General features: G+C 31.7%; 22 protein-coding genes. 10 read left to right on the forward strand and 12 right to left on the reverse strand.

Annotation, left to right across the window (positions count from 1 at the left end; all coding sequences use genetic code 11):
* Nucleotides 1-81: 81 nt before the first annotated feature.
* The 6 genes from WC223_12295 to purN all read right to left on the reverse strand — a co-directional run bounded on the left by WC223_12295 (nucleotide 82) and on the right by purN (nucleotide 5,370).
* A complete protein-coding gene (locus WC223_12295) occupies nucleotides 82-453 on the reverse strand; it encodes a hypothetical protein (protein ID MFA6925017.1) in 372 nt (123 codons plus the stop codon).
* Between the two features lie 22 nt (nucleotides 454-475).
* On the reverse strand, nucleotides 476-1,060 hold the full coding sequence (locus WC223_12300) for an N-acetylmuramoyl-L-alanine amidase (GenBank protein MFA6925018.1): 585 nt from the start codon (nucleotides 1,058-1,060) through the stop codon (nucleotides 476-478).
* A gap of 446 nt (nucleotides 1,061-1,506) precedes the next feature.
* The gene (locus WC223_12305; GenBank protein MFA6925019.1) at nucleotides 1,507-2,715 is read right to left on the reverse strand and encodes an amidohydrolase family protein; all 1,209 of its coding nucleotides are present in this window, start codon (nucleotides 2,713-2,715) and stop codon (nucleotides 1,507-1,509) included.
* Between the two features lie 77 nt (nucleotides 2,716-2,792).
* Nucleotides 2,793-3,452: a response regulator transcription factor gene (locus tag WC223_12310; GenBank protein ID MFA6925020.1), complete on the reverse strand. Its 660-nt coding sequence runs from the start codon at nucleotides 3,450-3,452 to the stop codon at nucleotides 2,793-2,795.
* Nucleotides 3,440-4,525 carry a PAS domain-containing sensor histidine kinase gene (locus WC223_12315; protein MFA6925021.1) on the reverse strand — a complete coding sequence of 362 codons (1,086 nt, stop codon included), beginning with the start codon at nucleotides 4,523-4,525 and terminating at the stop codon, nucleotides 3,440-3,442. Before WC223_12315 ends, WC223_12310 begins: the two co-directional genes overlap by 13 nt.
* Nucleotides 4,526-4,797: 272 nt before the next feature.
* A complete protein-coding gene (purN, locus tag WC223_12320; GenBank protein ID MFA6925022.1) occupies nucleotides 4,798-5,370 on the reverse strand; it encodes a phosphoribosylglycinamide formyltransferase in 573 nt (190 codons plus the stop codon).
* Between the two features lie 307 nt (nucleotides 5,371-5,677).
* On the opposite strand from purN, the gene WC223_12325 reads away from it, so the two are divergent.
* The 3 genes from WC223_12325 to rnc are packed head-to-tail and all read left to right on the forward strand — an operon-like array spanning nucleotide 5,678 to nucleotide 7,907.
* Nucleotides 5,678-5,917, forward strand: a complete 240-nt coding sequence (locus tag WC223_12325) for an acyl carrier protein (protein ID MFA6925023.1) — start codon at nucleotides 5,678-5,680, stop codon at nucleotides 5,915-5,917.
* Between the two features lie 20 nt (nucleotides 5,918-5,937).
* Nucleotides 5,938-7,188: a beta-ketoacyl-ACP synthase II gene (gene fabF, locus WC223_12330; GenBank protein MFA6925024.1), complete on the forward strand. Its 1,251-nt coding sequence runs from the start codon at nucleotides 5,938-5,940 to the stop codon at nucleotides 7,186-7,188.
* Between the two features lie 5 nt (nucleotides 7,189-7,193).
* Nucleotides 7,194-7,907 carry a ribonuclease III gene (gene rnc / locus WC223_12335; GenBank protein MFA6925025.1) on the forward strand — a complete coding sequence of 238 codons (714 nt, stop codon included), beginning with the start codon at nucleotides 7,194-7,196 and terminating at the stop codon, nucleotides 7,905-7,907.
* A gap of 18 nt (nucleotides 7,908-7,925) precedes the next feature.
* Here the strand turns inward: rnc and WC223_12340 are convergent, their stop codons facing one another.
* The 5 genes from WC223_12340 to guaB all read right to left on the reverse strand — a co-directional run bounded on the left by WC223_12340 (nucleotide 7,926) and on the right by guaB (nucleotide 13,805).
* Entirely contained in the window at nucleotides 7,926-9,248 is a 1,323-nt protein-coding gene (locus WC223_12340; GenBank protein MFA6925026.1) for a glucose-6-phosphate isomerase, read from the reverse strand.
* A 99-nt stretch (nucleotides 9,249-9,347) separates the two neighbouring features.
* Entirely contained in the window at nucleotides 9,348-9,800 is a 453-nt protein-coding gene (gene dtd / locus WC223_12345) for a D-aminoacyl-tRNA deacylase (GenBank protein ID MFA6925027.1), read from the reverse strand.
* 223 nt (nucleotides 9,801-10,023) lie between these two features.
* On the reverse strand, nucleotides 10,024-10,962 hold the full coding sequence (rsgA, locus tag WC223_12350) for a ribosome small subunit-dependent GTPase A (GenBank protein MFA6925028.1): 939 nt from the start codon (nucleotides 10,960-10,962) through the stop codon (nucleotides 10,024-10,026).
* Between the two features lie 36 nt (nucleotides 10,963-10,998).
* The gene (locus WC223_12355; protein ID MFA6925029.1) at nucleotides 10,999-12,255 is read right to left on the reverse strand and encodes an MFS transporter; all 1,257 of its coding nucleotides are present in this window, start codon (nucleotides 12,253-12,255) and stop codon (nucleotides 10,999-11,001) included.
* 80 nt (nucleotides 12,256-12,335) lie between these two features.
* The gene (guaB, locus tag WC223_12360) at nucleotides 12,336-13,805 is read right to left on the reverse strand and encodes an IMP dehydrogenase (GenBank protein ID MFA6925030.1); all 1,470 of its coding nucleotides are present in this window, start codon (nucleotides 13,803-13,805) and stop codon (nucleotides 12,336-12,338) included.
* Nucleotides 13,806-14,299: 494 nt separating this feature from the next.
* Between guaB and acpS the strand changes: the two genes are divergently transcribed.
* The 4 genes from acpS (at nucleotide 14,300) to WC223_12380 (ending at nucleotide 18,200) form a co-directional block, all read left to right on the forward strand.
* On the forward strand, nucleotides 14,300-14,674 hold the full coding sequence (gene acpS, locus WC223_12365; GenBank protein MFA6925031.1) for a holo-ACP synthase: 375 nt from the start codon (nucleotides 14,300-14,302) through the stop codon (nucleotides 14,672-14,674).
* A 15-nt stretch (nucleotides 14,675-14,689) separates the two neighbouring features.
* Entirely contained in the window at nucleotides 14,690-16,393 is a 1,704-nt protein-coding gene (gene acsA / locus WC223_12370; GenBank protein MFA6925032.1) for an acetate--CoA ligase, read from the forward strand.
* A 126-nt stretch (nucleotides 16,394-16,519) separates the two neighbouring features.
* Nucleotides 16,520-16,771: an acyl carrier protein gene (locus WC223_12375; GenBank protein MFA6925033.1), complete on the forward strand. Its 252-nt coding sequence runs from the start codon at nucleotides 16,520-16,522 to the stop codon at nucleotides 16,769-16,771.
* A 181-nt stretch (nucleotides 16,772-16,952) separates the two neighbouring features.
* Entirely contained in the window at nucleotides 16,953-18,200 is a 1,248-nt protein-coding gene (locus WC223_12380) for a glycine C-acetyltransferase (protein ID MFA6925034.1), read from the forward strand.
* 219 nt (nucleotides 18,201-18,419) lie between these two features.
* Here WC223_12380 and WC223_12385 read toward each other — a convergent pair whose 3' ends face one another.
* A complete protein-coding gene (locus tag WC223_12385; GenBank protein MFA6925035.1) occupies nucleotides 18,420-19,118 on the reverse strand; it encodes a T9SS type A sorting domain-containing protein in 699 nt (232 codons plus the stop codon).
* A 534-nt stretch (nucleotides 19,119-19,652) separates the two neighbouring features.
* Between WC223_12385 and WC223_12390 the strand changes: the two genes are divergently transcribed.
* From WC223_12390 to WC223_12400, 3 genes are read left to right on the forward strand one after another with little or no spacing between them, the layout of a single operon-like run.
* Nucleotides 19,653-21,302 carry a hypothetical protein gene (locus WC223_12390; GenBank protein MFA6925036.1) on the forward strand — a complete coding sequence of 550 codons (1,650 nt, stop codon included), beginning with the start codon at nucleotides 19,653-19,655 and terminating at the stop codon, nucleotides 21,300-21,302.
* Nucleotides 21,303-21,334: 32 nt separating this feature from the next.
* Complete coding sequence (locus WC223_12395; protein MFA6925037.1) at nucleotides 21,335-22,798, forward strand: DUF5723 family protein; 1,464 nt, start codon at nucleotides 21,335-21,337, stop codon at nucleotides 22,796-22,798.
* A 23-nt stretch (nucleotides 22,799-22,821) separates the two neighbouring features.
* The gene (locus WC223_12400; protein MFA6925038.1) at nucleotides 22,822-23,385 is read left to right on the forward strand and encodes an HD domain-containing protein; all 564 of its coding nucleotides are present in this window, start codon (nucleotides 22,822-22,824) and stop codon (nucleotides 23,383-23,385) included.
* Nucleotides 23,386-23,569: the final 184 nt, after the last annotated feature.

Genomic DNA, 23,569 nt, shown 5'->3' on the forward strand with positions numbered 1-23,569 from the left:
ATATTGAACACCGAATGTTAAATTTCGAAGTTTTACTATTGACCAATGACTATTGACTTTCTGCAATACAAACCACAAATTTTATTTTACTTTAATAACAAGTAGAGGAAGTGTCTTTTTAGTGCCGTCAGTATTTTTAATAATCAAATCATCAAAATAGAGTTTTGTTTCGGCTGGTACAATTGCAAGTTTTTCTTTCATTTTTTTTGTGATAATATCCGAATTACTTTCAAACATTCGCAATGTATCAAGATAAACAAAGCAAAGCGAAAAGCTTATAATTTTCTGTCCGGTAGTTGTTCCAAGTTTTTCCTGGGCAAGAATATCTTTTAAAGAAAGTTCTCCTTTTGTAAGACCCGCTAATGTTGCTTTTGGTATATCCTGATTATTTTGTGAATAACAAAATGACTTAAAGAATATAAAAAATATTATAACTAAAATTTGTTTTTTCATTTCATAAATCTCCTTCTGAATTTTATAAGTTTTCTGTTTGCAGCATTGCGTTAAAGTGTGCCTGTGCAATTTTATCGCGCCATTGTTCATCAAGTAATTTCAAACATTCATTTTTATTTGTATAAAATCCTGTTTCGGTGAGAATTGCCGGCATCGAAGTATATTCAATGACATAAAAATCGGCGGTTTTAACACCACGGTTTTTCCATCCCAATGTTTCAATAAGATTATTCTGAAATGTGCTTGCAAGAATTTTCCCTTTGGAACTAGAAGCAAAATAATATGTTTCTACTCCGCTTGCTGTTCCCCATGTATTGCCGTTTCCCTGAGCATTGCTGTGAATTGAAACAAATAATTTCGGAATACTGCTTACAAGTTTATTGGCACGTTTAACTCTTTCAGTTAAGGAAACATCAATATCAACTTCGGGAACAATAATATTATAATAAATGCCGGCATCTTTACATTTTTCACTTATTCGTTTTACTATATCCCTGTTTAATTCATATTCAAATAATTGTTTTCCATCATCAAGTTTAGGAGAACGTTTACCAGGTGTAGTTTTGCCATGACCGTTGTCAAGGAGCCATAGATATTTTTTTGCCATAAGCTTTTTATTTTAAAATTAGTTTATTAGAATATCCCTGTCAGGGTTTAAGCTACAAATATAATAGTTTTCTTGCAGGCACTAATTAATTATTTAATCACTATTGTCCGATAAAAATAATTTAATTCATGTTATAATGTCCTGTTTTCAATGCATTGGTATAATGTCGCCACCTACGGGGCTTACTTTTCTGACTTGTTTTATTTCTACCAAAATGTCGCCTCTAACGAGGCTAAAAAAGTACCGTAGGCACGAAATTATATAATGCAAACAAAATTTAACCGGACAATAGTGTTATTTAATATATTTTGTAATGCTTAGAATCTATTGTTTAAAGAGTTTATAGTTTATTCAACATAGGAAAATACCTTAGCAATTTTGTTTATATTAAAGAGAACAAAATTGAAAGAATCTGCTTTTATTTTAAACCACAAACAACAAACATTTTAAACAACAAACTTATTATTTATTTTATTTGACAAAAATTCTTTCGGATTTTTTTCGGCAATTTGAATAAAGTTTCTGTCGCTTATGAAAGCTCTTAAATTCACAACAAGATTTCTTTCTGTTGATTTTTGTTCAACCAGAAAATAATCGGTTCCAAAAAGAATTCTTTCTCTTAATTTCTTTTTATTTTTTTCTTCTTCTGTTATATTTCCGTTTGCTGCAATACGACCTTCTTCAAGCATAATTTTTAAAAGAGGGAAAATCTTTTCATTTGCTAAAGAAAAACTTATATCGCTGTAAACATTATCATATTTGTAAATCAAATCGCGAATTTCCGAAAACCAGTTTGTATTTTCCGGCAAATTGTTTGCAAGAGGGTTCCACGGTGTATTTAGGTATTTTCCCCACTCATCATCTCCGCCGAAATGAGCAAGGCAGATTTTAAGTTTACTGAAATCTGGTGCTTTTGCACCATTGCAAAATTTATCCATATAAATCTGCAATTTATGAGTGTTCAGTAAATATTCAAGATTTATAGGGTCCCCGTAATGTGTCGTGAAATTTCGTTTCTTTTTTTCATTAAATATCTGACCTGTTACCGGATGTATTCTCGCAGTATCGGTTATTTTAGCTCTGTCGTAAATAACACCTTTTGCACAATGAGCAATTATCGGAATATTGTTTTCAATTGCAAAATGATATATTTCGTGCAGCCGGTAATCGAATACGTAATAACCAAGTGCCGGATAAAGTTTTATTCCATGAAATCCTTTGTTTAAAATAAAATTTTTTACAAGTTCTGTAACGTTTTCATTTCTTGCATCAGCACAAACAAATGGAAGTAAAATATCTTTATATTTTTTTTTCAGTGCAGCAAGTTCTTCAAGTTGATTTATAAAGGGAACAGCAGGTTTTCCTGCACTCATGTGTTCCATATCCATTGTAAGTGAAACAAATTTTGTTCCTTTCGGATATGAGTTTAAAACTTTTTCAAAAACTTCTTCCTGATTTTTTTCATTAATAAGTGCAAGCAACGATGCATAGCGGTCGAGAATATCATTTCCTCTTTTAAAAATTCTCGGAAGATTTTTCATTAACCATTTAAAAAATCCTGTTTTTCGGGCAAAGTTAAGAGGCAATACTTTGAATAATCTATTCGGAACATGGTCTAATGTAAAAGAATGTGTATGGCAATTGTATATGTTCATTTTTATTCTTTTAATTAACTAATCAATATTTTCGAAATACGTATGTTGTAATAGTTTTAAGTACTTCAAGTACTATTTTATATTTCAACTATTTTATTTTTTATAGCGTACTTAACCATTTCAACGGTTGTTTTAAGTTCGAGCTTTTGCATTATATGATTTTTGTGCGATTCGACAGTTCTTATGCTTATCTGAAATTTGTCGGCTATCTCCTGATTGCTGTTGCCTTCGGCAACATGTTTGAGAATTTCTATTTCTCTGTTTGTAAGTGATACTTCTTTTTTATCGTGCGATTTTTCTTCTTCCTGTGCTTTTTTTACATAACCTTTAAGCATTATTTCCGAAATGTATTCGTTGAAATATTCATTACCATTATAAATTGTATAAATCGCATCAAGTATTTCTTTTCTTGTTGTATTTTTATGAAGATATCCTTTTGCTCCGGCTTTTATTGCATTAAAAATAAATTCGTCATTGGTGTACATCGAAAGAATTAAAACTTTTGAATTTGGAAATTCATTTGTTATTATTCGTGTAAGCTCGATACCCGAAATATCAGGCATTGAAATGTCGGTAACTATTACATCTGGTTTTATTGTTCTTAATTTTTCAATTGCTTCATTACTTTCTGATGCTTCACCGATTACTTCAATATTTTTCACATCGGTGAACAAAGCTTTTATGCCATCACGTATAATCTGATGGTCATCTATTAAAAAAACTTTTATTGTTTCCATACTTTATCGGTTGTTAGAGGGATTTTAATTGTCAATATTGTTCCTTTATTTATTGAAGAAGTCAAATTAAATTTTCCGTTAAGTAAATTAATTCTCTCTCGCATATTAAAAATTCCGTTTCCGCGACTTTTAAAATTTTCGTCAAATTTAAAACCTTTTCCGTTATCTTCAATAATCAATTGAATAAATTCGTTGCTTTCGAGCAGATAAACACTTGCTGATGTAGCTTGTGAATATTTTACAATGTTGCTCATTGCTTCCTGTGATATTCTGTACAAATAAATTTTTGATTTTTTATCGAGCAGCGAAAAATTTCCATTTGATTCAAATGATATGTTTATTTTTGCTCCTTTTGAAATATTTTCACAAAGATTTTTCAACACCACTTCAAGTTCAAAATCCTTTAATACCGGCGGCATCAAGTCGCTTGAAATCTGCCTTATTTCGTTAATCAAGCCATCAAAAAGTGTTTTAACCTCGTTTATTGTATTTATTGTGCGTTCAAAACTTGCGTTAACGGTGCTTTCGAGTTTAAGCTTCAGCGCTATTAATTGCTGTCCGAGTCCATCGTGTAAATCTCTTGATAATCGCTGACGTTCGATTTCCTGCCCGTCAAATAAATTCGACAAACGCTTTATTCTTTCTTCTTTCAAGGCATTTTCAACTTCTTTGTGTTTAGTCAAATCCCTTATTACTGTTGTGTTTACTTTTCTGGCTTTATATTCAACAAATTTTTCCTGAACTTCAACAGGAAAACTTGTATTATCTTTTCTGAAAGCAATGGTTTCATAACTATAAATTTTATCGGGATTTTTTTCTTCCTTTTTTATTGGCTTTGCAGAAATTATTGATGCCACATTTAATTTTATCAATTCATCGGAAGAATAATTTGTAATGTCGGTCAATGCGTGATTTACCAGCAAAATTTTACCCTCATCATGAAGCAAAATGCCATCTATTGCTGCATTATAAAAATAATTAAGTTTCTCATTATGTTCTTCAAGCTCTTCAATTTTTTTCTTGTATTTTTTCGATATATTAAAACTTTTGTAAACAACAAAAATTAAAACCAAAATAATTAATATTAAAGCGGAATTTAGAAGAAACATATTACAATGTATAAGTTAATTTTTAACATCATAAATTTGACATAACACTACTACATAGTTAATAATTTTACTTTTGGTGAAATAAAATTGTTTAATTGTTTTATTGCTAAATTGTTATAAATTAATCACCAACAGTTACAAAGGATAAAAACAACAATTTAATAATTAAGCAATTTAACAATAAAATATTTAATCTGAATCTGTGGCATTTTTATTAATACAAAACGTTATAGCACTTAATTTTTTTTAACAAGCTTTTCAATAATCGCAGGAAAATGTTCATATTCCAGTTCATGAATTTTTTCGGCAAGCATTTCGGGTGAATAATTTTTTTCAACATTACATTTTGCCTGAAAAATTATACTTCCATCATCATATTTTTCATTAACATAATGAATAGTAATTCCCGATTCTTTTTCTTTATTTTCAATTACTTCTTTATGAACTTTCATTCCATACATTCCTTTGCCACCATATTTTGGTAATAATGCAGGATGAATGTTGATAATTTTATTTCTGTATTTATCAATTATGTTTTGAGGAACTAACAAAAGAAATCCGGCTAAAACAATAAAGTCAATCTTAAATTCAGTTAATTTATCTATAACAACACAAGAATTAAATAAATTTTCATTTGTAAATATGAATGAGGGAATATCATATTTTTTGGCACGTTCAAGTACATAAGCGTCCGGCTTATTCGATAAAATAAGAGAAATCTCAGCAATACTACTGTCTTTAAAGTAATTAATAATATTTTGAGCATTAGTACCACTCCCCGATGCAAATATAGCAATATGTTTAGTCATTATGTTTATTTAAATTACTTTCAGAAACTGTTTTTATTTTATTTATAAACTTTAAAAATTATTGATTTTCAACATTTGCCCCCTCCCTGAAGGGTGTGTTGAAAATCAATTTGCACCCTTTAGGGTTTGGGGCAAACAAATTGATTTTCTAGTAAAAATATCATAAAATAAAATAAAAACAATTTCTGAAATTTTGAACTAAAGTATTATTTTTTTTTAAGAAAACAGAATTGTTAATAAAAAAAATTTGTTTTTAATAATATAAATTTTTTCCTTTGCAGCCGTTTAACTTAAAAAATAAAAAACTATGTCAGACATTGCAACAAAAGTAAAAGCCATTATCGTTGATAAACTAGGTGTTGATGAAAGTGAAGTAACAACAGAAGCAAGTTTTACCAATGATTTGGGCGCAGACTCACTTGACACTGTAGAATTGATTATGGAATTTGAAAAAGAATTTAATATTGCAATTCCTGATGATCAGGCAGAAAAAATCAGTACAGTTGGTCAGGCAATAACTTATATCGAAACTAATCAAAACAAGTAGCATTTAAAAAAATCGCCCTTATGGAGCTTAAACGCGTAGTCGTTACAGGATTAGGTGCAGTGACTCCATTAGGTAACAATGTTCCGGATTTCTGGAAGAATCTGCTTAATGGTGTTAGTGGTGCTGCACGCATTACTAAATTTGACCCTACAAAGTTCAAAACACAATTTGCTTGTGAGGTAAAAGGTTTTGAGGTTGAAAAGTATTTTGACCGAAAAGAAGCACGAAAGTACGACCTTTATGCTAAATATGCAGTTGCCTCAAGCGAAGAAGCTGTTACTGATGCCGGTTTAATACCTGCCAATCTTGATTTGGACAGAGCCGGAGTAATATGGGGTTCGGGAATCGGCGGATTGGAAACTTTCCTGTCAGAAATTTCTTCTTATGCAAAAGGAGATGGTACACCAAGATTTAGTCCGTTTTTCATTCCAAAAATGATAGCAGATATTGCTGCCGGACACATTTCTATAAAATACGGATTCAGAGGACCTAATTTCACAACCACATCAGCTTGTGCTTCTTCTTCAAACGCCATAATTGACAGTTATAATTATATCCGGCTTGGCAAAGCCAATGTAATGATAACCGGCGGCTCGGAAGCAGCCATTAACGATGCCGGAGTAGGCGGCTTTAATTCGATGCAGGCACTTTCTGTCAGAAATGACAGCCCCGAAACTGCATCACGCCCTTTTGACCTCGACAGAGACGGATTTGTACTTGGCGAAGGCGGCGGAACTATGATACTTGAAGAAATGGAACACGCTATCAAACGTGGAGCAAAAATATATGCAGAAATAGTTGGAGGAGGAATGTCAGCCGATGCACATCATATAACTGCACCTCATCCCGAAGGAGCAGGTGCCGTTCTTGTTATGAAAAGTGCACTTGAAGACAATAATCTTAAACCTGAAGACATTGATTATATTAATGTACACGGAACTTCCACTCCATTAGGCGATATAGGCGAAACAAAAGCAATAGTTAATTTGTTCGGAGATTATGCTTATAAATTAAATATAAGCTCAACCAAATCAATGACAGGACATTTGCTTGGTGCAGCCGGTGTAACCGAAGGAATTGTTTCAGTTCTCGCTGTTCAAAACGATATCATACCACCCACAATAAACCATTTTACCGACGACCCTCAACTGCCAAAATTAAACTATACTTTTCATGAACCACAGAAAAGAATAGTAAGAACAGCTATGAGCAATAGTTTCGGTTTCGGTGGACATAATGCTTGTTTGATATTCAGAAAATTTAACGGATAATTATTTTGCTGCAATTTTTAAAAAAATTATCTGTAGAAGAAAGAAAAATCGCAAATTCCATAAAAAATATTATCGGATTTTATCCCGGTAATATTTTTTTATATAAAATGGCTTTCCGGCATAGGTCGGTTGCCAGCGAACTGAACGGAGGAATAAAAAACAGCAACGAACGGCTGGAATATCTTGGTGACGCCGTACTTGGTGCAGTAATAGCTGATTATCTTTTCAAAAAATTTCCATATAAAGAAGAAGGATTTCTCACTCAAATGCGCTCAAAAATAGTAAGCCGTGATAATCTTAATAAACTTTCTGAAAAAATGGGTGTTGGTAAACTTCTTGTTATAGATAAAGTTTCCATTAGTAACAAAAGCTCTGTAAGCGGAAACGCTTTTGAAGCATTTATCGGAGCAATATATCTCGATAAGGGTTATAACTTTACAAAAAAAACAATAATAAAAAGAATTATTAAATATCATATCGACATTGAAGAACTTGAAAGTACGGAATTGAATTTTAAAAGCCGTTTAATCGAATGGGCTCAGAAAGAAAGGAAAACCGTTGAATTTTCTTTGGAAAAAGAAGAAGGGAAAGGCAGAAGTAAATTATTTCATGTAAATGTTCTTATTGATAAAAATATAAAAGGAAAAGGAGTTGATTTTTCAAAGAAAAAAGCCGAACAATATGCTTCTGAAGATGCATTAAGAAAAATAATAATTTAATAACTGCCCCATTAAATATTATTTGTTATTTTTTTCAAACCCGGGTTTTTCAAGAAGTGCAAACATATTATTTTTATATGTTTCTACACCGGGCTGGTCAAAAGGATTTACGCCAAGCATGTACCCACTGAGCGCACATGAAAACTCAAAGAAATAAATCAGCTGACCTAAATTTTCTTCATTTAACTGAGGAATGGAAATATGAATATTCGGAACTTTTCCGTCAACATGTGCCAACATGGTTCCTGCTTTAGCCATTTTATTAACATGTTGCAAACTCTTTCCGGCTATATAATTCAGTTCATCCGAATTATCACTTAACATCGGGATAAATATTTCGCGATTGGAATTTTCAACCGATAGAACGGTTTCAAAAATATTTCTTAATCCTTCCTGCATATATTGTCCAAGAGAATGAAGGTCGGCAGTGAAGTTCATACCAACAGGTAAAATGCCTTTGTTCTCTTTTCCTTCACTTTCTCCGAAAAGCTGTTTCCACCATTCTGTAAGATAATAAAGATTGGGTGAATAATTTGCCAGCACTTCAATTGTCTTTCCTTTTTGATACAAAGCATTTCTCACAGCGGCATACATAACAGCAGGATTTTCTTTAATTGATGAAGTAGAAGTCAGAAATTCCTGCATTTCTTTTGCACCTGTTATCAGTTTTTTAATATCAAAACCAGCAACTGCAATCGGAATCAAGCCCACACAAGTCAACACCGAAAAACGTCCTCCAACATCACCAGGAATTTTATAACTCAAATATCCTTCTTTTCCCGATAATTTTCTTAATGCTCCTTTGGTTGCATCAGTTATAGCAATGATTCTGTGCTTTGCCGATTGTTCTCCGTATTTATTTTCAAGATGATTTTTTATTATTCTGAAAGCAATTGCCGGCTCCGTAGTAGTTCCCGATTTTGAAATTACAATAATCGAATATTCATACTTATCAAGAATATCGAGTAAATCCGCCATGTAATCCTCGCTTAAATTATTGCCGGCATAAATAATATATGGATTTTCCCTTTCTTTTAATGATGCAAAATTATGACTCAATGCTTCAATTATAGCTCTTGAACCGAGATATGAACCACCAATTCCGATTACAACAACAATTTTTGCTCTCTTTTTTATTTCTTCGGCATCGAATTTTACTTTATTTAAGAAATGCTCTGTTGTTTTTTGAGGAATATTAAGCCAGCCCAGAAATTCTTTTCCCTTTCCGGTTTTTTCGAGCAATGATGTATAATGCAAATCCATTTGCGACTGATATGCATTAATATCATTCATGGTAATAAAATCAAGCACCCTGTCAATATCAAGCTTGAGGTTTATCATAAAATAATTTAAATAAATAATAATAAAAAGTAGTTATTTATACTTAATTAATTAATAAAAAGTTACAAAAATTTATATGATATTTTACTTAGTGGAGATTTATTCTTTTTCCTTGGTATCAATATAAATTGTAACTGGACCATCGTTTATAAGCGACACTTTCATATCGGCACCGAAAATGCCTGTTTGTATTGGTTTTCCTAAATATTCTTTAAATTTTAAAATTGTTTTTTCATAAAGTGGAATTGCCGTTTCGGGCTTTGCCGCTTTTATGTATGAAGGGCGGTTTCCTTTTTTTGTGCTCGCATGCAAAGTAAACTGACTTACTAATAAAATACCACCATTTACTTCGATTACCGGTAAATTCATTATTCCATTATCGTCATTAAAAATTCTCAGTTGAACAATTTTTCTGCAAAGCCAATCAATATCTTCATCATTATCTGCATCTTCATAACCAACAAAAACAAGTAATCCATTTTTTATTTCACCTGATATTTTGTTTTCAATTTTTACCGATGCTTCGGAAACTCTTTGTATTATTGCACGCATGATTTTATTAGTTTAATGTTTGAAGTTTAAAGTTAAAAAATCACTCTTTGTATTCGCTATATTTAAATTTTTCAGTAATGTTTTAAAACTAATTATTAAATTCCGGAATTTATAATCCCGAAATCACATTATATTATCATTTCAATAGAAAAAAAATAAAAATTTTTTCACGGGAAAATTCAAAATTTAGAAAAACTTTAAACATTAAACTTTATACTTTAAACTATTTTTTGAATTCCTTTTCTTTTAATTCCTTCACATAATTCAAAATATTTATATAATTCCTGTATCTGCTTTCGCTTACACTTCCTTCCTCAACAGCTTTTTTAACAGCACAGTTCGGCTCGCTGACATGCATGCAATTATTATACTGACATTGCGAAAGTAATTTAAACATCTCGGGAAAGAAATGAGTTATTTCATACAGTTCGAAATCTAAAACTTCAAATTCCTGAATTCCTGGCGTGTCAATTATGTATCCGCCGAATGATAATTCAAACATTTCCGAAAATGTTGTCGTATGAACTCCCTTAGAATAACTATCGGATATATTTGATGTTTTTAAATTCAGATTTGGTTCGATTTTATTTATTATTGTTGTTTTTCCTGCTCCTGAAACACCAGAAAACAAAGAGGTCTTATTTTTCATCTCCAATTTCAATTCATCAAGATTTATGTTTTCAGTTGCTGAAACAGAAATGCACTTATATCCTATTTTTTCATAAATATCAATTGTTTCCCGAAGTTTCTGATTTAGTTTTTCATCATAAATATCAATTTTATTAAAAACCAGAACTGCCGGAATATGGTATGCTTCGCATGTTGCAAGATATTTATCAATAAAATTCCATGGCGTTTTTGGTAAAGTTAATGTTACTAAAAGAAAAGCAGTATCAATATTTGCGGCAATAATATGGGTTTGTTTTGAAAGCTTAACAGATTTACGTATTATAAAATTTTTTCTGTCGAGAAGTTCGGTTATTTGTCCTGTATTTTGTTCTTCATCAAAAATAAAATCAACATAATCGCCTACAACAACCGGATTAGTGCTTTTGTGCCCCTTCAAACGAAATGCTCCGCGAAGTTTACATTCAATACGATTATTGTTTTCGCCTTTTACAATAAAAATATTTCCTGTTGATTTTACGACTGTTCCTCGCATGGTATTCAGTTTACAGTTGTGATTTTTTGTTTAACCCTACATATCTTTTTTCAGATTCAGATTTCGCAATTTAGGCGCAAACTTCGCTGCAATTCCCGTAACGAGCAAAGTCATGCTGCCACCGAAAATAACCGAAGGGATTAATCCTAAAAGGCGTGCAGCCAAACCCGATTCGAAAGAACCAATTTCATTTGAAGAACCAATGAAAATGCTGTTTACAGAAGCTACTCTTCCTCGCATTTCATTTGGTGTATAAAGCTGGATTATTGTTTGGCGAATAATAACACTCACGTTGTCGAACACTCCACTCAAGGCAAGCAAAAATAATGAAAGATAAAAATTTTTCGATAAAGCGAAACAGATAATACATAGCCCAAAACCTGTAACTGAAATTAAAAGTTTTTTACCTGAATTTTCCAAAGGTGGTTTATATGCTAAAAACATTGCCATAATGACCGCACCAAAAGCAGGTGCAGCGCGTAAAAAGCCAAAACCCTGAGGTCCTACTTTTAATATTTCGGCTGCAAATATCGGCAATAAAGCAACTGCTCCACCAAATAAAACAGCAAACATATCGAGTGAAATAGCACCAAGTACAATCTGATTTTTAAAAACAAATTTAACTCCAGTTGCCAAGCTTTCAAATAATGATTCGTCCTTTTCTTTTTTTGGCATTGGTTTGCTCTTAACTTTTAAGTAAAACAATAAACTTAAAAACACGCAAGCAACAACGGCTAAATAAGCTTTATCAATTCCAAAAAACCCGATTATTAATCCTCCAAAAGCCAGCCCAATAACCATAGCTATATGAAATGTAGAACTATTCCATGTTGATGAGTTGGCATAAAGATTTCTCGGTACTATCTGCGCCATTAAAGCAGTTTGCGATGGAAAAAGAAAACCGCGCGCTATTCCTGTTAAAAATATTATTGAATAAATCGGAAATACTCCATGTAATTTGAGCAGATATGAAAACTTATAAGTGATGAAAAACAATGACAAAGCACACAAGAAATAAACAAAATCACATATAACAATTATTTTTTTTCTATTGAAAATATCTGCAAAATGACCACCAAGTAAAGCAATTCCCATAAAAGGCATTGCTTCCGCCAATCCTATTAATCCTAATGAAAAAGCATCTTTTGTATATTCATAAACCTGCCATCCTACAATTGTCGATTGCATTTGAATAGCAAATGTCAACGTGAATCGTGCCAACACAAAATAACGGAAATCTTTTATTTTTAATACTGCAAACGCATCGTGTTTTTCTTCGGATTCAGTGGTCATTTTGAAAATGTTATTTTGTTTGTCGTTTGTAGTTTGTCGTTAAAATAACAACAAACTACGAACCACAAACTACAAACTATTTATCTTGAATAATTAGGAGATTCGCGTGTAATAACAATATCATGTGGATGACTTTCAACAACTCCGGCATGAGTGATTCTGATGAATTTTGCTTTTTGCAGCGATTCAATATCTTTTGACCCGGAATAAAACATTCCTGCTTTTAACCCGCCAATCATTTGATAAATAACTTCAGCCAATGTTCCTTTATAAGGAACTCTGCCAACAATACCTTCGGGAACTAATTTTTTTATATCATCTTCTTCTTCCTGGAAATACCTGTCTTTCGAACCTTTTTGCATTGCCTCTATTGAGCCCATGCCTCGGTATATTTTATATTTTCTTCCTTCTAAAATAATTGTTTCGCCCGGCGATTCTTCAACTCCTCCAAACAAAGAACCTATCATTACCGAGTGAGCTCCGGCAGCAATTGCCTTTACTATATCACCTGTATATCTTATTCCTCCATCGGCAATTATCGGAATTCCTGTATCTTTTATTGCCTTAGCTATTGTATAAATTGCATGTAATTGTGGAACACCAATACCTGCAACAACTCTTGTAGTGCAAATGGAACCAGGTCCGATTCCTACTTTCACCGCATCAGCTCCTGCTTTAATTAAATCCATTGCAGCTTCGGGTGTAGCTATGTTGCCTGCTATAACTTGAGTTTCGGGGTAATTTTTCTTTATTTTTTTTACCATTTCCAAAACATATTTTGAATGCCCGTGTGCTGTATCAACAACAATTGCATCAACAGATGCTTTAACAAGTGCAGCTACTCTTTCATGCGCTTCCGCAAAAGTACCAACTGCTGCCGCAACTCGTAAGCGACCTTTGCTGTCTTTACAGGCATTTGGCCTTTCTTTCATTTTAATAATATCTCTGTATGTAATAAGTCCTATAATTTTATTTTTCTTATCAACAACAGGAAGTTTCTCTATTTTGTATTGTTGTAAAATATCTTCTGCTTTTTCCAAATCTATAACCTCTGTGGTTTTAATGATGTTTTCTTTAGTCATAACTTCGGTTATAGGACGTTCGAGATTTTTTTCAAAACGTAAATCCCTGTTTGTAACAATTCCTACCAATTCATTATTTTTATTTACTACAGGAATTCCACCGATTTTAAATTCCTTCATCATTTTTAGAGCATCTATAACTATTGATTCTTCAGGCAATGTTACGGGGTCGTAAATCATTCCGTTTTCGGAACGTTTCACTTTTCTGACTTTTTCAACTTGTTCTTCAATTGACATATTTTTATGAAGAACTCCTATTCCACCTTCCTGCGCCATTGCAATAGCAAGTGTTGATTCGGTTACTGTATCCATCGCAGCAGATACTATAGGAATGTTAATTTTTATTTCTTTTGTAAATACAGTTTTTGTACTTACTTCTTTTGGATGAACTTCGGAATATGCAGGTACTATCAACACATCATCGTAAGTTAATCCTTCACCGGCGAATTTTTCAGAATTTAATAACATAAATTGAAGTTTCGTGCAAAGGTATATAAAAATATTTTAACAAATTAGTACTTCAAGTGCCTAAAGTACTTAAAGTAAAAAATATAAAAATAAAGTTGTTAAATTCATTGCTATCTGCTGAAAATAGAAATTAATATTAACGTGACGATTTCACGAAATAGCTTATATTTTAAACTCCGTGAACTTTGCGTAATCCTTTGTGTTTTTTGTGGTAAAAAAAAGATAATCACAAAGTTCACAATCCGTCAGCTGACGGACACTAAGGACACAAAGAATCATACTCGATTAACAATAATTCTATTTTTTATGGTACGCTAATGAAGTTTTACAATAAATTTGTTAAAAGGAAAATTCAATTCTTTCGAAGCTTACTCTTTTCATCACTTCAAAATATTATTTATCCATTGGATAAAGTGTGAAATAAATTGGTAATTATTTTTTTTATTTATTTTTATTTTTAAATTTGTCAAGTAATTTTTTAAAATAAAAAAATCTTGATTTTAGGAACAGGTATTGACATAATTGAAGTAGAAAGAGTCGAAAATCAGATTTCAAATAGTAAGGGCTTTAAAGAAACTATTTTTACAAAAAGAGAAATTAAATATTGTGAATCAAAAAAGAATAAAGCCCAACATTACGCTGCTCGTTTTGCAGCAAAAGAAGCTTTTTTTAAGGCAATAGGAACAGGTTGGAGAGACGGAATGTCTTTTGTTGAAATAGAAATTTTAAACAACGAACTTGGTAAACCCGAAGTCATTTTACATGGAAAAACAAAGGAATTCAGTAAAAAACAATTAATAAATAATATTCATGTTTCTTTATCACATATAAAAAATTTAGTAACCGCAATTATAACATTAGAAAAATAGAAAGGGGAAAAAATTATGTCAAACATTGGTAACTATGATGAAAGAATTAAAAATTTTGATTGGTCAATTTCCGAAAAAGAACTTGACTACAAACCAGGTAATGTAATTAACATTGGCTGGTATTGTACAGATAGAATCTGTCAGATGGGAAAAGGGAACAAGCTTGCTCTTTTGTGGGAAGGACTTGGTGGAGTTGAAAAGAAATATACTTATAACGATATTCGCTTGGCAAGCAACACCATTGGAGCTTTTCTAAGAAATTTAGGAATTAAAAACGAAGACAGAGTTTGTTTGTTTATGGACAAAGTACCGGAACTTTACATTGGTTTACTCGGTATTTTAAAAATCGGAGCAATAGCACAACCATTATTTTCAGCTTTTGGCGAAGAATCATTATTAGTAAGATTAGAAAATGCTGAAACTTCTGCTATTTTCACTCAGAGAAAACATATTGCAAAAGTCAGAAAAATAGTAGCTCAAATGCCTTTCTTAAAACATATTATTATTGTTGATTATGACGGCAAACATCCTCTTCGTGAAAGAGAAGTTGCATTCAATATGGATGAAGCTACACCGGTTGAAAATTTTGAAGTTTATCCGACAAAAGCAGAATCACCATCAATACTTCATTATACTTCAGGAACAACAGGACAACCCAAAGGAGTAAAACATGTTCATTATTCACTAATTTCTCAATACCTGACTACAAAATGGGTTTTAGACCTTCATGAAAATGATATTTACTGGTGCACTGCCGACCCGGGATGGGTAACAGGAACATCTTACGGAATTATCGGCGCATTCAGTTCAGGAGTTACTCAATGTGTTCTTGATAGCGGATTTGCTGCTGAAGCATGGTACAAGTTTATAGAAAAAAATAAAGTTACCGTTTGGTATTCTGCACCAACTGCCATTCGTTCATTGATGAAAGCAGGAGATGAAGTTATTAAAAAATATGACCTCTCTTCTTTAAGGCATTTGGCAAGTGTGGGAGAACCACTTAATGCCGAAGCTGTTGTTTGGTCAGAAAAAGTTTTTGGTAAACAATTCCATGATAGTTACTGGCAAACAGAAACCGGCTCAATAATGATTTCTAATTATCCGGGAATGAAAATCAAACCAGGTTCCATGGGTAAACCATTTCCCGGAATCACAGGTACAATTATTGACCCGGATACTTACGAGCCAATTACAGAAGAAGGAAAGATAGGACTTATTGCATTTAAACCCGGCTGGCCTTCAATGATGAGAACTTATTGGAACAATGAAGAAACTTATAAAAACAAATTTAAAAACGGCTGGTATTTACCCGGAGACCGTTCAACTATTGATAAAGACGGATATTTCTGGTTTATCGGAAGAGACGATGATATTATAAATACAGGCGGACATTTGGTTAGCCCGTTTGAAGTTGAATCAGCTCTTTTGGAACATGAATCTGTTGCCGAATCGGCAGTTGTTTCAAAGCCCGATGATGTAAACATGGAAGTTGTTAAGGCATTTGTTACCTTAAAGCCCGGTTTCAAAGCCGATAATGACATGGAGTTAACTATTATGAATTTTATTCGCAAGAAACTTTCACCACTTGCAATGCCTCAGGAAATCGAATTTGTAGATTCACTTCCTAAAACAAGAAGTGGTAAAATTATGAGACGAATATTGCATGCTAAAGAATGGGGAGAAGAAATAGGCGATATTTCAAGTTTAGAAAACGACTAAAAAAGTCATTAGTCAATAAGACATTAGTCATTAGTAAAAATTGCAATGTTGAAATTCTTAACCTCATCAAATACAGACATTAATTAATATAATTATAAATCTTAAAATAAAAGGAGAAAATAAAACATGAACAGAGACGAAATTAAAGACATAGTATTAGAATATGTTATTGCGGAATACGTTGAAGACGAAAGCGATGAAATAACTTATGACACCCCTCTTATTTCAGGTGGTATAGTTGACTCATTTTCTATGGTTTCTTTAAAAAGATTCCTTGAAAACAAATACAAGATTTCAATTCCTGACGAAAAAGCTTCACCTGAAGCATTTGACTCAGTAAATAAAATTACTGATTTAGTACTCGAATTTGTAGGTTAATTAGAGTTTGTCCAGAATGTCCGATTTCTTCGTTACTCTCGTTTTATAAATCAGTCATTTACTATATAGTAAACTCCTGATTTATAAAATTCCGAAAGCCTCGAGCTCGAACATTCTGAACAAAACTCTTGACTTTATGGACAGACACTAATTAATTAATTAAATTTAAAGGAGACAAAATATGAGTTATAGCGATAAAGTTAGAGCCACCTATCAGGCACAAATAAAAGACATGCAAGATAAAGGTCTTTTAAAACAGGAAAGATACATACATTCTACTCAGCAAGCTGATATCGAAGTTGAATTTCCGGCAGGTGCGGCTGTTAAGAAAGTTATTAATATGTGTGCTAATAATTATCTCGGTCTTTCAAGTCATCCGGAAATTGTTAAAGCTGCACATGATGGACTCGAAACCCGTGGATATGGCATGTCTTCCGTGCGTTTCATTTGCGGCACACAGGACATTCACCGTGAACTGGAACAAAAGATTACGGAGTTTCTGGGAACAGAAGCCACTATTCTTTTTCCTTCATGCATGGATGCTAATGCAGGCGTTTTTGAAGCTGTGCTTACAGACGAAGATGTAATGATTTCCGACCGCTTGATTCACGCTTCACTTATTGATGGCGTTCGTCTTTGCAGTGCAATGCAGGATAGCTTCAAACATCAGAACATGGAACATCTGGAAAGCAAACTCCAGCTTCATTCTGATAAAAGAAACAAAATGGTTATTACCGACGGAGTGTTTTCAATGGACGGTGATACTGCCAAATTAGATGAAATGGTTGCTCTTTGCGAAAAATACGATGCAATGCTTTTAGTTGATGACTCTCATTCATCCGGTTTTATCGGAAAAACAGGCAGAGGCACTCATGAAAAGTATGGTGTTGTCGGAAAGATTGATATCATAACAACTACATTCGGTAAAGCACTTGGCGGAGCATCCGGCGGTTGCGTTTCGGGAAGAAAAGAACTTGTGGAAATGTGCCGTCAGAAAGCACGTCCTTATCTTTTCTCAAATACTATTGCACCTGTGGTTGTTTCCGGTGTTCTGAAAGTTCTTGATATTCTTTCAAAAAGTACCGACAGAAGAGATAAGCTTGAAAAGAATACTGAATTCTGGAGAAAAGGATTAACCGAAGCTGGCTTTGTTCTTAAAGAAGGCGACACTCCTATTGTTCCTGTTATGCTTTTCAATGCTAAATTAGCGCAGGATTTTTCAAAAGCACTTTTTGATGAAGGTATTTATGCTGTTGGATTTTTCTTCCCTGTTGTACCAAACGGTCAAGCAAGAATAAGAACACAGATTTCTGCCGGTCATGAAATGCATCATCTTGAAAAAGCTCTGGAGGCATTCACTAAAGTTGGTAAGAAATTTGAAATTCTTGGTAAAACAAAACAGGAAATTATTGATAGATATGGAATGTAATATATTTTGAAAAATTATTTATTGTTATTAAGAGGTCGGGAAATTTTTTAATAACAATTTTTCTTTGCATTGATTTTGCAAGCTCTTTTACAAAGCTTTGGTTGTAACATTGGCTTGTATGGCTTTGCCAATCTGCTTGCAAGTTACAGTAGATAAAATTATGAAATTTGAAAAAAGTGTTGTTTTATAAAATAAAGTAATTAAATTTGCATTCTATAATTAGAAAACAAATTTCTTTGTTATAGTTTCCTGTCCATTACTTACTTTCAGAAAATATATATCGCCCTTTTTAAGATATGACACTTCAATATTAATTTTTGTAAAATTAGGAGTTGTTTCAAATGCCTGTGAGTAATATGTAGCTCCAAGAATATTCGCAACTTCAACAAGTACCATGGAATTTTTCAGGTTTTTTACTTTTGTTTCGATGCTTTTACCGCTGAAAACAGGAGGAGTAATCATAAGCTGCGAATAATAATTATTTGCTCTTGCAATATAAGTTTCGCTATATATTCCGGAACCATCTGTATTCGTCTGTTTCAACCTATAATAAATTACAACTTTTGCTGGCGGATTATCATCTATCACAGAATATTTTATGCTTTTATTATTACTACCTGTACTTTTTACTGTTGTTAAAGTTTCAAAATTATTGCCATTGTCGGAACGTTGCAAAATATAATAATCAATATTTTGTTCAAATGGTGCTGACCAGTATAATATAACTTTGTTCTCTTCATAAACCGCTTCAAAAGAAAGTAAATCCAAAGATTCTCCATCCGTAAGCATGTTATTAAAAATATCGTATGTGGAAAATTCATATACTTTAATATCATTTGCTTTTAATTCATAAAACCTTATTGCAAATGCAGAATTAACAACTATGCTTAATAGCATTATAAAAAATATTTTTTTCATTATTTCATACTTAATTAAAAATTAAACTGAATATTCAAAACGCCTGCAAAATTAATATTTTCGCTCGCTGAAATCAATTTTTTTTATGAACAAGTTATAAAACAATTTTGAAGTTTAAGGTTTAAAGTTTTGGAATTTAGTTGTTACTGCTAATTGTCAGAAAAGAAATATATTTTAGACAAACTATTGTTATGGGCATGTTGTGTTATATTAGCCTGCATTATTCACAAAAAACTTAAACTGTTTGTGGTTTGTAGTTTGTTGTTAATTTCTTTTTTTCTCGTAGCTCGTGGCTTGTAGCTCGCAGCTATGATTGTTAAAAGTTTATGAATAATTCAGGTTAGTGAAGTTATAAGTTATATGTTAGATATTTGATGACTGCAATTTTTCTTTCTTCCAGAATTAAGTATTACCAGCCGGCAGATAAGTTTTTAATTTTGACTTTAGATTATTTTATAAATAACATTATATTAGATTGATTTGTTTTTGTTGTTTCAATTTTATTTTATATTTTTAAAAAAAAATTCATTGATTATGATTAAAAAAATTCAGAAAACAGATTTTTTATATGTCTTTGTTTTGTTTTTATTTTTGATGCCGTCATGCCGAAAAGAAAATTTTGACTTCAAAAATAAATTTGCATCAACAAATAAATACGACCCTAACATGTCGTTGCCATTGGTTCATTCCAAACTTTCAATTGAAGATATTATTTCTGGTTCTAGTGCTAATCAATTTTTTAAAACAGATGCCAGTAATATTGTAACCTTATTTTATAAAAGTAATGTTTTTGAAAAATATGCAAAAGATGTTTTTTCTACTATTGATGACCAAACCTTTTCAAATAACTATAATTTTACATTACCTTTTGGTTTACCTGTTGGTGATAGTGCATTTACAAATTACAACCCTGTATTTTCCCTAACTACCACAAACGGTGAACAATTTGACAGCATTACAGTAAAAAGCGGAACACTTAGATTTCATTTAAATTCTTCAAATTACAATCATCAAGCAAAATTTGATGTTACGCTTCCTAATGTTTTAAAAAATGGTACTGCTTTTAAAACTACAATTCATTATACATACAGTGGCTCATTACCTGTTGACATTACCAGAGATTTTGACCTTACAGGATATACTATAGCTTTTACTCCTACGAATCAATTAGCAGTTAATATAAAAATTACAGGTTATGGTGATAATAATACTAATACATCTCCTTATGATTTTAATTTTGAAACTTCATTAATAGCTGTTCAGTATTTGAGAATGTTTGGTTATTTAGGACAAAGAACGATAAGCCTCGGACAGGATAGTATCCTTCTTCATGTTTTTAAAAACAATTTCAATGGCTCTATGCAGGTAGACGACCCTAAATTAAAAATTAATGTTTATAATTCTTTTGGAATTCCTGTAAAAACAACTTTTAATAAATTACAGGTATATTCTTCTGTTAATGCACCGAATACTATTAACATAGGTGGAACAGGATTAAATAACCCTTTAACTATCGGATACCCTACCATGTCGCAAATCGGACAAAGTGTTCTTACATCAGTTCTCCTTAACAAAGGAAACTCAAACATTGCCGATGCAATAAATATTTCGCCAAAAAAATTTCTTTACGATATTATTGCCAACACAAATCCATTGGGAGTATCATCACCGAATTTTGTACTTGATACAAGCAAAATTAAAGTTGACTTTGAAATTGAAATTCCTTTATCCGATTTTTGTGGAAAGTTTATTATACAAGATACAATGCCTTTTGGAGTTACAGAATTAAGTAAGGATATTAAGGATTTAAAATGGATAAAATTCAGAGTTAATGCTGAAAACTGGTTTCCCCTTGATGCAGTTATGCAGATTTATTTTACTGATACTATAGCTGGAAATAAATATCATATTGTAGATTCTTTAATATTGAACTCGACTGACAAAATAATTGATGGAGCAATACAAGGACCTTCTCCTAATTACAGAGTTACAACACCTAAATTAAAATTAACCGAGATTCTTGTAGAAAAGGATAAACTTGAAAAAATTGAAAATTGCAATAATATGTTCATAAGAGCAACTATCAATACTATTTATAATCCGTTATTCAGAGTCAGAATTTACAATAATTACATTTTGGATATAAAACTGTCAGCTCAGGTACAACTTGATGTGAGTTATTAACGAATACTTTTACAACTATAAAAATATTTTTTATGATAAGAAAAATATACGAAAAATTATTGTTTACGATTTTATTTTGTAGTTTTATCGGAACGGCAACCTCTCAAAATAGTTTGACTACGCATTTGATGTCTTCTATTCCGCAATCAAATTATACAAATCCATCTTTTATTCCTTGTTATGGTTTTCATATAAGTTTACCTATTATAGTTCCTAAATCTGCTTTTGAAAGTCTTAATATGAAATATTCACCACGTATATTTACTCCAACTTTCTTTTTAAATGTGAGTCATACCGGATTCAAGTATAACGATATTATTAAATTACATTCCGATGATTCGTTATATACTGATATTGATAATGCTCTCAAAAAATTATCAAAAAGGAATTATATTTCTTTAGACCTTCAAATAGAACATTTTTCATTCGGAGTAAAAATTAAGAAAAAATATTATGTGAATTTCAGTATCGTTGAAAAAATGTCATTTCGCTTTAGTTATCCTAAAGATTTTATGCTATTGGCTGCAAAAGGGAATACTCAATTTCTTGGAAAAACAATTGATTTGAGCAGCTTCGGAATAAATTTTACACATTATAAAGAGTTTGCTGTTGACATTGCAAAAAAAGTTAATGAAAAATTAACTGTAGGTATAAGACCTAAACTTCTTTATGGTTTAGGAAATGTTTTTACTGAAAATAATAATTTTGGTTTGTACACCGACCCAACATATTATTATCTTACACTCAACTCAGGATTAAAAATTAATACTTCCCTTCCAATACCTATAAATGTTAATGAAGGTCAAATAAGCTTGCCAAAAGTCATTGATTCCGAAAAATACTGGGAGAATTATTATAAGAATAATAAAAACAAGGGCTATGCACTTGATTTCGGCGGAAATTATAAATTAAATCAAAAAATAACTGTAGCAGCAAGTGTAATTGACCTTGGTTTTATAACATGGAAATTCAATCCTCAGAATTTGATAATTCAAAAATCGGAATTCAAATTTGAAGGAATAGATATAAATGATTTTATTAGTAAAGATACTACTAAAAAATCTTCAAATGATATAATGCTTGATTCTATTCAAAAGAGCGTTAACTTTGAAAAAACAACTAAAAAATATACTACCTATCTTAATACAAAAATTTATTTAACCGGAATATATCAATTGAATAAAACAAGTAATGTTGGATTATTGTATCGTGGTGAATTTTTTAATAAATCTTATCACTCCGCATTAACTTTTTCTATGAACGACAGATTATGCAGGTTCTTCAGTGCAACTCTAAGCTATTCAATACTTAACAGAAGTTATTTGAATATAGGTGCAGGTATTTGCTTTAATTTTGGCTTCTGGCAGCTATTTGTTGTTACTGATAATTTTTACGGTGCTATGTTTCCTGAAACAGTAAAAACTGCAAACGTATTTTTCGGAATGAATTTTGTTTTCGGCTGCAGAAAATATAAACCTAATTATCCGCAGATATAATAGGAAAATTAACTTTAATAATTATGGAAAATTATTTTTCAAAAGTATTTGCAGAATTACTCGAAAAAATAAATGATAAAAAAATAAAAGAAAAAACTCTTGAAATATGGGTAATTGCTGCAAAAGAAGGAGGATGGACAAAACCCGCAGAACTCGAAAAAATACCATTCACGCTTTTAACCGACTGCAAAAGCATAAACTTAATCGAACACACAATTGCCGTTACTAAAGGAGCAGCAGGACTTGCAAAAGCAATTATTGAAACCTACAAACCTCCTTTTAAAATTAATATGGATTATATTTATGCCGGCGGCTTGTTACACGATGTCGGAAAACTCAATGAATTTGAACTTAAAAACGGAGAATATAAAAAAAGCTTTGCCGGAAAATGTGCACGTCATCCAATTTCAGGTGCAATACTTGCAGCAAAAGTCGGATTGCCAAATGAAATAATAAATATTATTGCTTGTCATGCTAAGGAAGGCGATGGCAGACCGCAACGCATCGAAACTGTTTTAATTCATCAAGCCGATTTTGCAACCTTCGACCCGATGGTTATGCTGAAAGATGGTAGGCTTATTCTTTAAATAAAACTTCGATATTCGACATTCAGTGTTCGCTATTCGATATTTTTAAAAATAATATCGAATCATTAGTGTACCATAAAAATTAAATTTCGTTCTTTGAAATTATTGATAGATAAGGTTTGTAATAAATTTTGGTAACGTGACGATTTCAATTTACCTCATTCATTTTACGTTATTTTATATA

The organism is Bacteroidales bacterium, assembly GCA_041671145.1.
In the GTDB taxonomy this organism is placed as follows: Bacteria; Bacteroidota; Bacteroidia; order Bacteroidales; family JAHJDW01; genus JAQUPB01.

Coding starts and splice junctions, on each gene's coding strand:
- WC223_12295 (MFA6925017.1), bottom strand. CDS start 453: ATGAAAAAACAAATTTTAGTTATAATATTTTTTATATTCTTTAAGTCA.
- WC223_12300 (MFA6925018.1), bottom strand. CDS start 1,060: ATGGCAAAAAAATATCTATGGCTCCTTGACAACGGTCATGGCAAAACT.
- WC223_12305 (MFA6925019.1), bottom strand. CDS start 2,715: ATGAACATATACAATTGCCATACACATTCTTTTACATTAGACCATGTT.
- WC223_12310 (MFA6925020.1), bottom strand. CDS start 3,452: ATGGAAACAATAAAAGTTTTTTTAATAGATGACCATCAGATTATACGT.
- purN (MFA6925022.1), bottom strand. CDS start 5,370: ATGACTAAACATATTGCTATATTTGCATCGGGGAGTGGTACTAATGCT.
- WC223_12325 (MFA6925023.1), top strand. CDS start 5,678: ATGTCAGACATTGCAACAAAAGTAAAAGCCATTATCGTTGATAAACTA.
- fabF (MFA6925024.1), top strand. CDS start 5,938: ATGGAGCTTAAACGCGTAGTCGTTACAGGATTAGGTGCAGTGACTCCA.
- WC223_12340 (MFA6925026.1), bottom strand. CDS start 9,248: ATGATAAACCTCAAGCTTGATATTGACAGGGTGCTTGATTTTATTACC.
- dtd (MFA6925027.1), bottom strand. CDS start 9,800: ATGCGTGCAATAATACAAAGAGTTTCCGAAGCATCGGTAAAAATTGAA.
- rsgA (MFA6925028.1), bottom strand. CDS start 10,962: ATGCGAGGAACAGTCGTAAAATCAACAGGAAATATTTTTATTGTAAAA.
- WC223_12355 (MFA6925029.1), bottom strand. CDS start 12,255: ATGACCACTGAATCCGAAGAAAAACACGATGCGTTTGCAGTATTAAAA.
- guaB (MFA6925030.1), bottom strand. CDS start 13,805: ATGTTATTAAATTCTGAAAAATTCGCCGGTGAAGGATTAACTTACGAT.
- acsA (MFA6925032.1), top strand. CDS start 14,690: ATGTCAAACATTGGTAACTATGATGAAAGAATTAAAAATTTTGATTGG.
- WC223_12375 (MFA6925033.1), top strand. CDS start 16,520: ATGAACAGAGACGAAATTAAAGACATAGTATTAGAATATGTTATTGCG.
- WC223_12380 (MFA6925034.1), top strand. CDS start 16,953: ATGAGTTATAGCGATAAAGTTAGAGCCACCTATCAGGCACAAATAAAA.
- WC223_12385 (MFA6925035.1), bottom strand. CDS start 19,118: ATGAAAAAAATATTTTTTATAATGCTATTAAGCATAGTTGTTAATTCT.
- WC223_12390 (MFA6925036.1), top strand. CDS start 19,653: ATGATTAAAAAAATTCAGAAAACAGATTTTTTATATGTCTTTGTTTTG.
- WC223_12395 (MFA6925037.1), top strand. CDS start 21,335: ATGATAAGAAAAATATACGAAAAATTATTGTTTACGATTTTATTTTGT.
- WC223_12400 (MFA6925038.1), top strand. CDS start 22,822: ATGGAAAATTATTTTTCAAAAGTATTTGCAGAATTACTCGAAAAAATA.